11 protein-coding genes and 1 pseudogene are annotated in these 16,226 nt (G+C 38.4%); 11 read left to right on the top strand and 1 reads right to left on the bottom strand.

The window, feature by feature from the left end:
• Positions 1-86: 86 nt before the first annotated feature.
• The 5 genes and pseudogenes from NSS70_RS18365 (at position 87) to NSS70_RS18345 (ending at position 9,442) form a co-directional block, all read left to right on the top strand.
• Entirely contained in the window at positions 87-1,544 is a 1,458-nt protein-coding gene (locus NSS70_RS18365) for a type I restriction-modification system subunit M (protein ID WP_340882207.1), read from the top strand.
• 9 nt (positions 1,545-1,553) lie between these two features.
• Positions 1,554-2,720, top strand: a complete 1,167-nt coding sequence (locus tag NSS70_RS18360) for a restriction endonuclease subunit S (RefSeq protein ID WP_340882205.1) — start codon at positions 1,554-1,556, stop codon at positions 2,718-2,720.
• A gap of 42 nt (positions 2,721-2,762) precedes the next feature.
• Positions 2,763-6,104: a DEAD/DEAH box helicase family protein gene (locus NSS70_RS18355; protein WP_340882204.1), complete on the top strand. Its 3,342-nt coding sequence runs from the start codon at positions 2,763-2,765 to the stop codon at positions 6,102-6,104.
• Positions 6,105-6,281: 177 nt separating this feature from the next.
• Positions 6,282-6,537, top strand: a pseudogene (locus NSS70_RS18350) (transposase); the annotation flags it as partial.
• Positions 6,538-7,030: 493 nt separating this feature from the next.
• Positions 7,031-9,442: an AAA family ATPase gene (locus NSS70_RS18345; RefSeq protein WP_340882202.1), complete on the top strand. Its 2,412-nt coding sequence runs from the start codon at positions 7,031-7,033 to the stop codon at positions 9,440-9,442.
• Positions 9,443-9,636: 194 nt separating this feature from the next.
• Here the strand turns inward: NSS70_RS18345 and NSS70_RS18340 are convergent, their stop codons facing one another.
• Positions 9,637-10,746: an IS4 family transposase gene (locus NSS70_RS18340; protein WP_144596560.1), complete on the bottom strand. Its 1,110-nt coding sequence runs from the start codon at positions 10,744-10,746 to the stop codon at positions 9,637-9,639.
• A 327-nt stretch (positions 10,747-11,073) separates the two neighbouring features.
• On the opposite strand from NSS70_RS18340, the gene NSS70_RS18335 reads away from it, so the two are divergent.
• The 6 genes from NSS70_RS18335 to tnpC all read left to right on the top strand — a co-directional run bounded on the left by NSS70_RS18335 (position 11,074) and on the right by tnpC (position 16,225).
• Positions 11,074-11,325 (top strand): hypothetical protein, encoded by a 252-nt coding sequence (locus NSS70_RS18335; protein ID WP_340882199.1) that lies wholly within the window; start codon positions 11,074-11,076, stop codon positions 11,323-11,325.
• A 91-nt stretch (positions 11,326-11,416) separates the two neighbouring features.
• Complete coding sequence (locus NSS70_RS18330) at positions 11,417-12,790, top strand: IS1380 family transposase (RefSeq protein ID WP_340882478.1); 1,374 nt, start codon at positions 11,417-11,419, stop codon at positions 12,788-12,790.
• A gap of 334 nt (positions 12,791-13,124) precedes the next feature.
• Complete coding sequence (locus NSS70_RS18325) at positions 13,125-13,724, top strand: hypothetical protein (protein ID WP_340882197.1); 600 nt, start codon at positions 13,125-13,127, stop codon at positions 13,722-13,724.
• 182 nt (positions 13,725-13,906) lie between these two features.
• The gene (gene tnpA, locus NSS70_RS18320) at positions 13,907-14,233 is read left to right on the top strand and encodes an IS66 family insertion sequence element accessory protein TnpA (protein WP_327848417.1); all 327 of its coding nucleotides are present in this window, start codon (positions 13,907-13,909) and stop codon (positions 14,231-14,233) included.
• Positions 14,227-14,583 carry an IS66 family insertion sequence element accessory protein TnpB gene (gene tnpB / locus NSS70_RS18315; RefSeq protein ID WP_048622526.1) on the top strand — a complete coding sequence of 119 codons (357 nt, stop codon included), beginning with the start codon at positions 14,227-14,229 and terminating at the stop codon, positions 14,581-14,583. Before tnpA ends, tnpB begins: the two co-directional genes overlap by 7 nt.
• Positions 14,584-14,647: 64 nt before the next feature.
• A complete protein-coding gene (gene tnpC / locus NSS70_RS18310; RefSeq protein WP_445290583.1) occupies positions 14,648-16,225 on the top strand; it encodes an IS66 family transposase in 1,578 nt (525 codons plus the stop codon).
• The last annotated feature ends 1 nt before the right edge of the window (position 16,226 follow it).

Here is a 16,226-nt window from a genome sequence, read left to right as displayed (position 1 = left end):
AGCAGGTTTAATTTCATTATATTGGAGTTTTTAATGCTGATAGAACAATGTATAATTAAATTCGGAAATAATAAGGAGGCTGCTATATGATTACTGGAGAATTAAAGAACAAAGTCGATAAAATATGGGAAACGTTTTGGACGGGCGGAATTACGAACCCGCTGACGGTCATTGAACAATTTACATACCTCTTATTTATTAAAGGACTCGATGAAGCTGAAACCCAAAGAGAACAAGAGGCTGCTTTATTAGGAATTGAGTTTGAACGAATCTTTCCTGAAGATAAACAACACTTGCGTTGGAGCAAGTTTAAAAATCTAGAAGCTTCCCAAATGTATGAAATTGTATCTGAGGAAGTATTTCCTTTTATTAAAAGCTTGCATGGCAATAAAAATTCCGCATATGCCAAGTATATGAGCGATGCGATTTTTATGATTCCTATGCCGCAAATGCTTTCCAAAATTGTGGACGGCATTGATAAGCTCCCAATGAAGGACCGCGATTTACAAGGGGATTTATATGAATATTTGCTATCCAAAATCGCGACAGCAGGTACGAACGGGCAATTCCGCACGCCGCGTCATATTATCAAGATGATGGTAGAGTTAGTCAAACCAACACCGGAAGATATTATTGTTGATCCGGCCGCCGGTTCCGCAGGGTTTTTAGTCGCAGCGGGCGAATATTTGCGCAAACATCGCAGCGACTTATTTTTGGTGCAAAGTTTAAAAGAGCATTTTAATAACCATATGTTCTACGGTTTTGATATGGACCGCACGATGTTGCGCATCGGTGCGATGAACATGATGCTCCATGGCATTGAAAATCCAAATATCGAATATCGCGACTCTTTATCGGAACAAAACAAAGATAAGGACAAATACACCCTTGTCCTTGCCAATCCGCCGTTTAAAGGTTCATTAGATTATGATGCAGTTTCAAATGATTTGTTAAAAGTTGTAAAGACAAAGAAAACCGAACTTTTATTTTTGGCATTATTCTTACGCATCTTAAAAACGGGCGGACGCTGTGCCTGCATCGTGCCAGATGGGGTATTGTTCGGCAGCTCGAAGGCGCATAAAGATATCCGCAAAGAAATTGTGGAAAATCATAAATTAGAAGCAATTATTTCCATGCCAAGCGGCGTATTTAAACCATACGCCGGCGTTTCAACAGCGGTTATGATTTTTACTAAAACAGGCGTAGGAGGAACGGATCAAGTATGGTTTTATGATATGAAGGCGGACGGCTATTCATTGGACGACAAGCGCACCCCGATTGAAGAAAACGATATTCCGGACATCATTGTACGATTCCATAACCGTGAAGCGGAAAAAGAACGGAAGCGCACGGAGCAGTCGTTCTTTGTGCCGGTGGAAGAAATCCGGGAAAATGACTATGACCTTTCGATTAACAAATATAAAGAAATTGAGTATGAAGAAGTACAGTATGAAGCGCCAAGTGTGATACTTGAAAGAGTGGAAGCGTTGGAAAAGGAGATTATGAATGGTTTAGAGGAATTAAAAAAAATAATAAAGGGATAGAGTGATGCTATGTTTAGTAAATATCAGGACAAGAAAGTTTTAAGAAGTTTACAAAAAAATCCTAATTGGAAATTATTAAAATTTAGTGATGTTTTAAGAGATGAAACTAAGAATGCAAAAAAAATAAAAAAAGAGGAATACCTTGCACAAGGAAGTTATCCAATTATTGATCAGGGAAAAGACTATATTGCTGGTTTTACCAATGATAGAGAAGGAGTTTATGATAAATCTCCATTAATCATATTTGGTGATCATACGAGAATATTAAAGTATATTGATTTTCCTATATTTATAGGCGCAGATGGTGTAAAACTACTAAAAAATGTATTCTCAGAGGAAGAAGTTCTTACGAAATACATTTATTATTATCTACGCACAGTGAATATACCTGACACAGGATATAATCGTCATTTTAAATTTTTAAAAGAAGTGGTAATTCCAATCCCTAATATATACTTACAGAAACGCATTGTTTTTGTACTAGATAAAGCCCAAGAATTCATCGACAAACGTAAAGCCCAAATTGAAGCGTTAGACCAGTTAACGCAAAGTGTGTTTTTGGAGATGTTTGGGGATCCTGTTGCCAATAAAACATGGGAAAGACGACCACTTAAAGACATTACAGATGTAAGGGATGGAACACACGATTCGCCTAAGTATGTTCCAAGCGGTTATCCTTTAGTAACTTCTAAAAATATTAAAAATGGGAAAATAGATTTAAGGAACGTAAACTACATCTCGGAAGAAGACTTTATAAATATTAATAAGAGGTCTAAAGTTGATATAGGAGATATTATTATGCCGATGATTGGCACAATCGGAAATCCAATTATCGTCGACGAACAGCCAAATTTTGCGATAAAGAATGTAGCATTAATAAAATTTAACAATCCTTGTGTAATCAATATATATATAAAATATTTATTGAATTCACATTATCTTGATTATATTCTCAATAAAAATAAACGCGGAGGAACACAAAAGTTCTTGTCTTTAACGGACATAAGAAACATGGAAATTCCGTTGCCGCCAAGAGATTTGCAAGCCAAATTTTCTGAAATAGTAAAAAAAGTTGATTCCCAGAAAGCAATTCTTCACAAAAGCTTGACAGAGCTTGAAAACAACTTTAACTCTCTCATGCAACGCGCATTTAAAGGAGAGTTATTCAACGACTAGCGAGCGATAAGAAGTTAGTTTCGGTTAAGGGAGGGGTATTTGTTGTTATCCAACTTTAGTTTTTTAATAGGAAAACCTCATTATGAGAGTTTTACGAATGCGTGTTTAGAAGCGGAGAAAAGTTTAGTTGTGAGTCCGGCGACGTGCGCGATTTTAACGCGCCGTGCGCTGGAGCTTGCCGTTAAGTGGGTGTACAGCTTTGACAGCGCTTTGAAAGTTCCGTATCAAGATAATCTTTCCAGTTTGATTCATGACAACGTCTTTTTGTCCATTATTGATGAAGACTTGTTGCCGTTGTTGCGTTACATTGTCAAACTGGGAAATGTCGCGGTTCATACGAACTCGATGATTACGAGGGAAGAAGCGATTCTTTCCCTGCATAATCTTCATCAGTTTGTGTCTTGGATTGATTATTGTTATTCCGATGAATATACGGCTACGGATTTTGATGAATCGTTGCTGCCAATCGGAGAGGAAAAGCGCGAGCGTCCGGAAGAATTAAAAGATTTATACGAACGGTTAAGCTCCAAAGATAAACGTCTCGAAGAAATGATGAAAGAAAATGAACAGCTCCGCGCCCTTCTCACCGCCAAACGGGAAGCGAATACAAAAGAGTACCACTTCCAAGTCGATGAACTGAGCGAATGGGAAACAAGAAAGAAATATATTGATTTAGATTTGAAGCTTGCTGGTTGGGAATTTAAAAAGGACGTTATTGTGGAATACCCTGTCGTTGGCATGCCAAATCAAGAAGGAGTCGGCTATGTCGATTACGTCCTTTTTGGCGACAACGGGAAGCCGCTTGCGGTTATCGAAGCGAAACGGACAACCGCTGACCCGAACAAAGGAAAGCAACAGGCGAAATTGTACGCCGACTGCATTGAGAAAATGCACGGCCAACGTCCGATTATTTTTTACACAAACGGTTTTGAAACGTATATTTGGGACGACCTTAACTATCCGGCGCGGAAGGTTTCCGGCTTTTACAATAAGGAAGAATTAAGCTTGCTTATTGATCGTCGGACGATGAAGAAGCCGCTAAAAAATGTGCAAATCAATGACAACATAACGAATCGCTATTACCAAAAAGAAGCGGTTTTAGCCGTATGCGACGCGCTCGAGAATAAACGGCGCAAAGCGTTGCTTGTCATGGCGACGGGGAGCGGCAAAACCCGGACGGCGATTTCGATTGTCGATGTTCTTACCCGTCATAATTGGGTAAAAAATATTTTGTTTTTAGCGGATCGCAAAACGCTTGTAACGCAAGCGAAAAATAGTTTTAGCCATTTGTTGCCGAACTTGACGCTTTGCAATTTGCTCGATAACAAAGACAATCCAGAGGAAAGCCGCATGGTGTTTTCGACGTACCCGACGATGATGAACGCGATTGACGAAGCGAAACGAAAAGACGGCAAACGTCTCTTTACCGTCGGGCATTTTGATTTAATTATCGTCGATGAATCCCATCGCAGTATTTACAAGAAGTACCGAGCAATTTTTGACTATTTTGACGCGATATTGCTTGGGCTTACCGCCACACCAAAAGATGAAATTGACCGCAATACGTATGAAGTGTTTGATCTGGAAAACGGCGTGCCGACCTATGCCTATGAGTTAGATCAAGCGGTTCAAGATGGCTATTTAGTGGATTATCGTACCATTGAAACAAAGCTTAAATTTCTTGAAGAGGGCATTCATTACGATGAGTTATCTGATGAAGAAAAAGAACGATATGAAGAAACATTTGATGATGAAGTAGGCGAGGATATTGACAGTGCCGCGTTAAATGAATGGCTGTTTAATGACGATACGATTGATACGGTACTCAGAGATTTAATGGAAAAAGGAATTCGCGTAGAAGGCGGGGACAAACTCGGCAAAACGATTATTTTTGCGAAAAACCATCGCCATGCGGAACGGATTGTGGAGCGCTTTGATCAATTGTTCCCTGAATACAAGGGAGGCTTTGCACGGGTCATTGATTACAGCGTGAACTACTACCAAACATTAATCGATGATTTTTCCGACCGCAACAAATTGCCGCAAATTGCGGTATCGGTCGATATGCTCGATACTGGAGTGGATATTCCGGAAGTCGTCAACCTTGTGTTCTTTAAAAAGGTACGCTCCAAATCAAAGTTTTGGCAAATGATTGGACGCGGAACCCGTTTATGCAAAGACTTATTCGGAGTCGGACAAGATAAAACGCATTTCCTTATTTTTGACTATTGCGGCAACTTTGAGTTTTTCCGGGAAAATCCGAAAGGAATCGAAGGAAAAGCGGTGGAAAGCTTAACGGAGCGTCTATTTAATGCCAAAATCGAAATCATTAAAGAACTGCAGCATTTACAATACCAAGAAGAAGAGTATATTGCCTATCGCAATGAATTGATTGACGAGGTGCTAGCGGAAATCAATAAGTTAAACGAAGAAAACTTCCGCGTACGCCAACATATTCAATACGTACACAAGTTTAAAAACCGGACTAAATGGGACTCCTTAACAGCGATAGATGTTAATGAAATCAAAGAACATATTTCGCCGCTGATTGTTCCGCTAAACGATGATGAATTGGCGAAACGTTTTGATTTGCTTATGTACACGATTGAGTTGGCAAAACTGCAAACGAAAAATGCGACGAGGCCGATTCGGAGTGTGATTCGTACTGCAGAGGCATTGTCGAAACTCGGTTCGATTCCTCAAGTGATGGAGCAAAAATACATCATCGAAAAGGTGCAAACGGAAGAGTTTTGGAGCGAAGCCGATATTTTCGAATTGGAAGCTGTTCGCGAAGCGTTGCGTGACTTAGTTAAATTCCTTGAAAAAGAAACGCAAAAAATTTACTATACGAACTTTAAAGACCAAGTTTTAGAGGTCAAAGAAAACGGTCCGATGTTTACTGTCAATGATCTGAAAAATTATCGGAAAAAGGTGGAACATTATCTGCACGAACACCGCGACCAGATGGCCATTTATAAGCTGCGAAATAATAAAAAGCTAACAGTCCAAGACTTAAAAACGTTGGAGCATATTCTTTGGAATGAGCTTGGCACACAGGAAGATTATAAAAGAGAATTCGGAGACACACCGATTACAAAACTTGTCCGCCAAATCGTCGGCCTTGACCCACAGGCCGCCAACGAAGCGTTTTCCGAATTTTTATCAAGCGAACTATTGAACATCCAACAAAGCCGTTTTGTCAAATTGATCGTCGATTACTTTGTGAAAAACGGAGTCATGGACAAGCGGGTGCTGCAGGAAGAACCGTTTAAAACCATCGGCAGCATTGTTGAACTCTTTAAAGACAACATGGATGACGCGCGGAAGATTATTAGTATTATCGATGAGATTAACCGGAATTCGGAAGATATTGTGGGGGCGTAGCAAAAGCGTTCTTTGTGATATCTGGTTAGCCGTTGGGGTTGTTGCTAACGTTTCAATATATTTTGTTTTTCTTCGGTGTTAAGGCATCTTTGAGGCTGGAAACGTCTTGAAGATGCCTTATATTTCTTATACATATAGAACGAAACGAGTATAAATGTTGTGTAGATAGCCCATATTGAGTCGAAATGGTCCGGCAAATATCCAAGAGAAGTTCAATCTTGGGCCAATGAGTTGGATGTTCTCCTTACATTTATGGATGATCCAAGCTGTATTCGAAATGTGATTTACACAACCAATACTATCGAACGAACGATCAAGGAGATTCGGAAACGTCTAAAGCCGATGAACAGTTTAAGCAGTTTAGAGTCTGCAGAAAAAGTCGTGTATTAACCATCTAGGACTTTAATGAGAAAGGGCAGGACGAAAGTTGTGAGGATTTGCCGAAGCGCAGGAAGCCCTCCAACGCATGTTTGAAGAACGTTACAATTAACCAAATAATGTAAATGTATATGATAAGGGGATTCTCCTTTTCTACAAAGGGTACTGAATATTCAGTCTTATGTGTGGAGGAAACGAGTCCCTTATCCATTCCAAATCCATTTCAGAGATACCTATCTTGCATTACACAAAATTCTTGACGGTACCATATTGGAAATACTATGTATTTATTGTAAGATAAAAATAGAAATTACTAATAATAATTTACTATAAGTTCTTGGTAAGAATACATATTATCCTTGTTCTATAATTACTAATACTGCCTAGTTTAATTTAAATATTTAACGGCAACTTAGAAAAGCAGAAGCATTATATCCAAGGGGTGCTTCTGCTTGTTTTATATTGGAATGTAAAAAGTGATTTTAAATTTGTTCGTAGATATTAAGTAAACCACCTCTCTATCGTAAAAAATAGGAGGAATTTTTTAGATGATAAGAAAAATTGATATTCTAGAATACGGTCCTTATAAAAATTATAGATGGGTTGATATATTTGGAGATGATTCGGATGAAGGGTTCGGATGTCGAAACATTATTTATGGAAGAAACTATGCTGGTAAAACTACATTTTCAAGAATAATAAGAAGTCTTGAATTAGGAAAACTCCATAAAGACTTTAATAATGGAAAATTTATAATTACTCTTGATGATGGTAGACAAATAACTCAATTAGATTTAGATGATGGTCCTTATAATATTAGAGTTTATAATGCTGACTTTAAAAAAGATAACCTTAGCTTTTTATACGATGAAAATGGGGATATATTACCCTTTACAATATTAGGTGAGGAAAATATTGAAATTCAATATAAAATTGAACAAGAAGAAAAGAAAATCCAAGAAATTAGGGAAAAATTATATAACCCTGATCATGGTTTAAATAAAAAATATAATGAAAACAAGAAAGTTCTCGATAAGTTAGAAAAAGAATTATCAAAAATATTAAGGGAAAAGGCGAGTCAGATTAGGAATAATCCGAACCTTTTTTTAGCTGATCAAAAAAAGCAATATGACATAAGGGATATAGAAAAAGAAATTCATTTTGCTACTTCATTATTAGAAGAACAAGAAAAGAAAGAACTTGAAAATGCTATTAAGGAAAATATTAAAGAAATAGTGTCTCAATGTTCAATATTAGATTTTGATTATATGGAACTTATAGACAAAGCAATATTATTACTTTCAATGAGCCTTAAACCCAGTAAAATAATAGAATCATTAGCTAATAATAATGACCTACAAGAATGGGTTAGAGAAGGGATTGGTCTTCATAAAGGTATTTCAGAAGAATGTGCATTTTGTGGAAATAAAATAGACGTTTCTCGTTGGGAAGAATTAGATAGACATTTTACAAGGGAAGTTGAAGAATTCACTGAAAATCTAGAAAAATTAATGACTCAAATTAAGGAAAAGAAAGAATATATTTTAAATTACCAATTACCTTTTAATAAATATAGTTTCTATTCAATTTTTGAAGAAGATTATCATTTAATAGAGCGAGAATTAGATTTATTAAAAGAGGAAGCAGTTTCAGAGTTAGACGAGGTATATCGTGTTTTAGAAGAAAGAAGGAAAAATTTATTTTCTACCTCAAATATATTAAGAAAAGATAGAGACATTAATTTAAAAGCTAATAAATTATTATCAAAAATAAATATTTTAATAAATAAAAATAATGAATATACCTTAAAATATACAGAGAAGCAGAATGAAGCAAGGAAAAAATTAAGGTACCATGAGATTTATCTATTCAAAAAGTTGATCAACTATGAGCAGAAAAAAGCAGCAATTGAAAACCAGAGAAATTTATTGCAAAAGATAAATAATGAAAAAGAAAAATTAGAGAAAATTGAAAAAGAAAGCCTTCTTAAAAAGGCAGAATTGGAAGCATCATTAAAGGATGAAAAGAATGCTGTTAAACTTGTAAATAATTATTTAAAGTCATTCCTCGGTCATCCTGAACTATATTTAGATATTGAAGAAGGAGCTAGTGAGAAGATTTCAAAATTTGTTGTGAAAAGGAATAATCAAAAAGCAAAAAATTTAAGTGAAGGGGAGCAAAGTCTAATAGCATTTTGTTATTTCCTTGCAACCTTAAAAGATATTTCAAATATTGAAGAATATACAATTTTCATTGACGATCCAATTTCAAGTCTAGACTCTAATCATATTTTTTATGTTTTTAGTTTAATAGATTCTGAAATAGCTAGTAAAAACTATAAACAAGTTTTTATATCAACACATAATTTAGATTTATTAAAGTATTTACAGAAACTCACAACTCCTACAAACAACAAAAAATATAAGAATAAATATTATTTAATTGAAAAAAAATTAACTGCTAACGGTGAAGCAACAAGTATTATTACGAGAATGCCGACTTATTTGCAAACATATTCAACAGAATTTATATTTTTATTCCACCAGATATATAGGGTGGCAACAGAGGATCAATCAGACGAAAATTATCAAGTATTTTATTCATTTCCTAATACGGCTCGTAAATTTATAGAAACTTATATGTTTTTTAAGTACCCTGATTTTAATATGAAAAATGATAAAAGAATACGTGAATTCTTTGGTGAAAAACTGGAATTCGTTTCGTTTTTAAATCGAATTAATAATGAATTTTCACATGGGGAGAATCAACCAGATAGACTATTTAAACCAATCGACATCCCGGAATTCAAAAAAAATGCAATTATTATTCTTGACTCTATTCGACGAAACGATGAAGAACAGTATTATGCATTTCTAGGAAGTATAGATGCATTACCACATGATGTAATGAATCAACAAGAGGAAAATATTCCAGTTAATAGTAGGAGTACAGTTAATTAAGTTAGGTGTATAAATTCTATCAGTAGCGTTGCATAAAAAATAAAAACATTTTATGCAGAATTTTCTGAATAAAATATTTTATGATAAACGAAAAACAAGGCAGTAACCAACTAAAGGTGATCACTATCCATTTGGTAATAAATGTATTTGTTTTATTGTTACATGGCTACTGCGCTTCGCCGACTTTTTTCAACTCATTCCCGTTGAATTCGTTCCACCCACACGGTACTTGGTTTCCAAAGAAAAACGCGAAGCCAACGATAAATCTGGGTGAGAGAATGTTTCGATTTCATTTCAAGTTGAATAAGAATGAGTAAACAGTAAGAAATCAGAGCTAAGTAAACCTGATTTTCTACAGCTTCTGGACTCGTTCCATAAAGATGTTTGAGTGTTAAACGTTGCTTAATCCACTTAAAAAATAATTCAATGGCCCATCGAGAACGATAGATATCACCAAGTTCTTCTGGATCTAGGTCGAATCGGTTCGTAATGATTCGAATTCGATTCCCGTCCGAATCGAATGTTTCGATTAATCGAAAGACATTTTCCGTTCGTTTTTGTGGTGTCCCAATGACCACCATCGAATCAGATAAAATAGAGGAATTGGATGGGACAGAGAACGATTCAAGAAATCGAACATAGGCATTCTTTTTCAGACGGGAGGCGAAAAAGAGGCCTTTATCACAGTAATAATCGAACTTTTCGTAGTCTACATAACCACGATCAAACACGTACATGGCATCTGTTTCGTCGATCAGTTGTTCCATTTGTGTTCGATCATTGTTCCCTGCTGGGGTCATGACCATTTTTTCCGGATAAACCGTATCTTCATTGACAAACACCAGTCGTAAATGAACCTTAATTCCCGACTTCGTTTTGCGAAACGTAGCCCATTGATATTTTTTCAGATTCAGTGAAATGGTCGTAGAATCCACGATTTTTAAGCCACTCACCTGACTGGAGGAATTCGTGGACATCTGGCGGATTTGATTCACTAAATCCAGAAAGATTTCTGCGAGCAATTCGGGTTTTACTTGGCGATGTTTTCGAGAAAGTTGTGAAGCACTAATAGATGTCAATCCTAATTCTCGCTGAAAATCATCCAGTAACGCATCATCGGCGATGGCGCGCAGTCCTTCTCGTTGTTGAAGTTGAGCATGCAAAAACAAAAGTAAATACGCTTTTGTGGTTAATTTTTTCGTATATTTATCTTGTTTCATCTCTTCAATTCTTTGTGTAAATTTAACAGAATTGAGAGGAGTGACCCATTTACCAAATGAAGAAAATAGTGTATCCTTGTCCATAGGCTTCATCCTTTATATTGGATTTGGACAGGGACCACCTGTACCATCCATTATAAAGGATTTTTTTATGGACTTTTTTCAATTCGGAATTTTCGAATTAAATTAATGCAACGCTAGTGAAATTCTATATATCAAATATTCCTAAAAATAGAGGTGAAAAAATTTGCAAACCAATTTTCATGAGCTGAAAAAAGAATTTGTAAATAAAAAGGTTGCAGATGCAAATCAATTTATTGATAATGTACTGTATAATTTCAAAACATTAGAGCATTGTAGAGATTTTATAATTTTATATATGAATTAACAACTGAATATGATAGAAGAATCATGGAGTATCGTTCAAAAATTAATTATGATCTTAAAAATAAAGGAAGTGCCTCAATAACATTATTAGACGATTCATTTGAAATATTTGGATATAAAACAAGTTTATCATTTTTAATCTCAAAGTATATAAAGGATATTATTCAGTATGCTAACAATATTTTAGATTCCTTAGCACAAGTAGTAAATTGCGCTTTATTATACCCTCAGTTTCCTAAAGATATGGTGGATTTTGGTTTCCTTTATAGTACCTGAATCCGTGACAAAACATCTTTACAATGGTCGCAAACCGTTGATACGATAAGGGAAAACGACGTTGACGATTCTTCATCAAGTAGGTGATGTGATGAAAGATTTCCCGATTCGGTTTGTATTGACAGATGAAGCGATTACCCCAAGTGCTGGGCTTGCTCTCGTTGGCTACTTACTCCATCGAACGAAACTGGATAAACGGGTAAACGCACTTCGGCTTCCAACGGTTCGTCGAGAAGTGCACATTTCCCATAGCGATGTCATTCGCTCGATGATTGGCTTGCTTGCCACAGGAAAAACGGATTTCGATCATATCGAAGCGTATCGTCAGGACGATATCTTTTCGGCATCGATGGGGATTCAGCACGTGCCTTCCTCTCCAACCTTGCGACAACGACTCGATCAGCTCGCTTGTCTTCCGATGACCGAAACGATTCTTTGGGAGGAGTCCATACGTCTGTTGATTCAACGACATGCCACTTTGTCCCCTTGTTGGACCAAAGGAAAGACGACATGGCTTCCCCTTGATATAGATGGTTCCCCATTTGACAACTCCGATACGAAAAAAGAAGGAGTCAGTCGAACGTATAAAGGATTTGACGGTTTTACACCGTTGTTTGCGTATGCAGGGAAGGAAGGGTATCTCGTTCATGCCGAGTTGCGTCCAGGGAAACAACATGTGCAAGACAACATGCCCTCGTTTTTAGTCACCGCTATCCGTCGAGCTCGTCAACTGACTTCATCTCGTCTGCTTGTTCGCATGGATGCAGGAAACGATGCAGAAGCGAATGTGCACGTATGCCTAAAGGAAGACGTGGACTTTGTCATCAAGCGAAACTTACGCCGAGAATCGAAAGCGCTTTGGTTCCGGATCGCTTCGCAAAAGGGCAAACGTGTCGATGATGGACAAAGCGAAGGAGTACAAACCTATGAGCTATGCCTTCCACAGAAGGCAGCGATCGATGGAAACACGTATACGTACGTTCAAGTCACCCAAGTGACGGAACGGACGATGGAACGCAATGGACAGCTGATGCTCGTTCCTGATTATGAAGTGGAAAGCTATTGGGTGCGGCTCAAAGGATACGAGCATGTTCGAATGAGCGATGTGCTCGCGTTGTATCATGACCATGCGACATGCGAACAGTTTCATAGCGAACTGAAGAGCGACTTAGATTTAGAGCGGCTTCCATCTGGGAAGATGAAAACGAATGCGCTCGTGTTGGTCATGGGAGCCTTCGTTTACAATCTTCTTCGTCTGATTGGACAAGATCTATTAAGCGATCCGAGACATCCGTTGCACCACAAAGTGAAACGCCGCCGCATCAAGACGATTATTCAGACGGTGATCACGATGGCAGGGCGACTCGTCCGTCGATCACGACAGATCTGGATGAAACTGACGCGAAGGAGTGGCTATAGCGAGCCCCTACTGAACGTCTATCAGAAATGGAGAGAGGTAAGATAACGAACGAATGTTCGGGAACTGATGTCCAACGTCACTCCCTGTGCTTTTTTGTCTATTTTTTTGGTTCGTATACCTAAAAAAGAGATTTGTTCCATTTTCGGAAATAGAGATGACATAGGTCATAAGCATAAAAGGGGTTTTATGGATTATCAATCCATCAAAATTACAACAAAATCAAAGTCGATTTCAATTCATCACGGATTCAGGTAGTAATAAAAAAAATAGAATTGCTGGTTTTCAGACAACAAAAAATGTTGAAAGGGTTTTTGCGAATATTAGCAATGCATCGGAATTCACTTATTTAAGAAAATCAAATAATAGAATTAAACATATTATGGATATTCCTACAACTATAGGATTTAATCTTTTTGACGATAAAATGATAGCTTTTATTGAAGGTTTTGTAAAAAATGGTATGACATTTGAAGATGTTAAGATAAATGATAAATGTAATGAAATATGCAATTTTATATCAGATTGTATCGATAATGTATGTTCTGCAATTCTGCTTGATCTTGCTTTGGTGAATCATGAATATAGGTTTAATGAAGTAAGTATTTATGGGCAAATTGCGAAAAATCCTGATCAAACTATTGAAGATATCCATTTGAAGGATGCAGATTTTCTTATAGCCTATGTTGAAATTGAAGAAACAGACCTATCGAAAATTCCTAGTCAATTAGAGCTATTATTTGCTACTGTGAGGGATGATAATAGTATAGAGGTGTTTAATTACGACTATGACCTAGTGTTAATTAAAGTTGAAGACAATTATGTAGGATATGCTGAAGCATGTGAACCTGTAGATACTGATTTCATAAGCTATAGGAAATACAATATTATTCTTGACTCAAGTTTGACACCATTTCACTACATGTGGATAACTAAAGGTGATTATACCAATAGTTATCCACTTTTTTTATCGAAAATATAATCATTATGTAGTGTTATGTGGATAACTTTTGTATATCCAATAATATGTAATATATGTTATACTATTAGTGCTATGTATATTCGAATTAATAAGCAAAAAAAGTAAGCGTCAAATAAAACCCACATTCCGATCATAGGTCATCCGTGTGATAATCTTCTTAGAATGATTCGGGAGGTTTTGCCATGACCCTAAAAGAAAAAAGAATAGAATGGAAAGCACGATATGATGCCTGGAAAGAGAGTGGACAGAGTATAGCGGAGTGGTGCCGGGATCAAGGAATCAAAACTCACCAAATGTACTATTGGGTGAGGCAGTTCTCCCGCGGTGGCAGTTGCACTGAAACGCCTGTCCAGACGCAGTGGCTGGCTGTTCAGGTAGAAGAATCCTTGCCCTCTTCAGGTCAAGGTCCGATCTTTTTACACGTTGATGCGATCTCCGTTGAAGTACGGCCCGGTGCCAATCTGGATCTATTAACCGATGTGATTCGGGTGCTGCAACACCAATGTTGATGAATTCCCCGTTTGAACGTGTCTATCTGGCGCGTGGCAGTACGGATCTTCGCAAATCGATTGACGGACTGGCCGCTATTGTACAGGAATGCTTTGAACTCGATCCCTTTTCTCCGTGCTTATTCGTGTTTTGTAACCGGAAACGGGACAAGTTAAAGATTCTTCAATGGGAACATAACGGCTTCTGGCTTCATTATCGCCGTCTGGAAAAAGGGACGTTCCACTGGCCGTCGGAGAATGATACAGCGCCCATGTCTATCAGTTCACGCCAGCTGCGCTGGCTGCTGGACGGCTTGCCAATCGAACAAAAGCAAGCGCATCAGGAAGTGAAGGCACGCATCCTTCTATAAAACAAATAAATAAAAAAAGAATTCGATACTAGGCAAGTTGGATTCTTTTCCGTATACTGGACATATGGAAAAATCAGCGCAGACTTCAAAAGGCACAATTGAATATTACAAAGCGCTCAACGAAAAGCTCCAAATGGAAAAGGAAGAGTTGGAAGCGAAATTAAAATGGTATGAGGAACAATTCCGCCTCAGCCAGCAACGCCTATTCGGAGCTTCCAGCGAGAAGACCCATCCGGACCAGCTCTCCCTTTTCAACGAAGCCGAGTCCACGGCTGATCCAGCTATGGAAGAGCCCACCGTTGAGACGATGACATATAGACGCAAGAAACAACACGGCCAACGCAAACGCATGCTTGAAAACCTGCCTACAGAGACGATCGAATACCGTTTGTCTGATGAGGAACAGGTCTGTTCGTGCTGTGGCGGTGCTATGCATGAAATGAGCACAGAAGTACGCAAGGAATTGAAAGTCATTCCTGCCCAAGTGAAAGTAGTCGAACATGTGCGTCATGTATATAGCTGCCGTCACTGTGAGCGTCATGAACTGAACACACCTATTGTGACAGCGAAGATGCCGGAACCTGTTTTCCCTGGAAGCCTAGCGTCTCCGTCGTCAATGGCTTATACCATGACACAAAAATACGTAGAAGGTATGCCCCTGTATCGCCAGGAGAAACAACTGGAACGCTTTGGCGTGTCCATACCTCGGCAAACGCTGGCCAATTGGACCATTTATGGGGCTCAAACTTGGCTTAGCCTCATTTACGATGAGATGCATGAGCACCTCCTACAGAAGGATCGTCTGCATGCGGATGAGACAACCTTGCAGGTCCTGTCTGAACCGGACCGGCCAGCGACGTCGACTTCCTACATATGGCTTTATCGTACCGGTCGCGGGGATACACCAATCGTCTTATACGATTACCAGCAAACCCGTGCAGGCAAGCACCCACGCCGTTTTTTGGACGGCTTCCGGGGATATTTGCATGTGGACGGGTATGCGGGTTATAACGTCCTCCCCGATGTGAAATTGGTCGGGTGCTGGGCCCATGCCCGCCGCAAATTCACAGAAGCCCTGCAGGCACTGCCTGAATCGGCGAGCACTTCCACCGTCAAAGCAAAGGAAGGTCTGGCCTATTGCAATAAACTTTTTGAAATTGAGCGCAAGCTTAAAGATGCAAGTCCAGAGGAGCGCTATCAAGCACGGCTGGAGCACAGCAAACCCGTGCTTGAGGCTTTTTTGTCATGGCTTAAAGAGCAAATGCCGCGCGTACTGCCAAAAAGCGCACTTGGCAAAGCGATCAAGTATTGTCGTAACCAATGGGAGCGGTTGGAGGCATTTTTAGAGGACGGCCGTTTGGAGATCGATAATAATCGCGGGGAACGGTCAATTAAACCTTTTGTGATCGGTCGCAAAAACTGGCTCTTCAGTAATACGTCAAAAGGAGCAAGGTCCAGTGCGATCATCTATAGTGTTGTGGAGACAGCCAAGGAAAACGAGTTGGATCCATTCAACTACCTTAGCTATCTGTTTCAAGAGCTTCCCAATATAGATACGACAGATAAAACAAAATTAGCTGAATTCCTGCCATGGTCACCGACGCTTCCGCAGGAATGCCGTGTTCCTAAAAAATCTAAATAAA

Origin of the sequence: Aeribacillus sp. FSL K6-2848, assembly GCF_038004325.1 — a bacterium.
Classification (GTDB): domain Bacteria; phylum Bacillota; class Bacilli; order Bacillales; family Aeribacillaceae; genus Aeribacillus; species Aeribacillus composti.
This window is presented reverse-complemented; position numbering and strand designations above follow the sequence as displayed.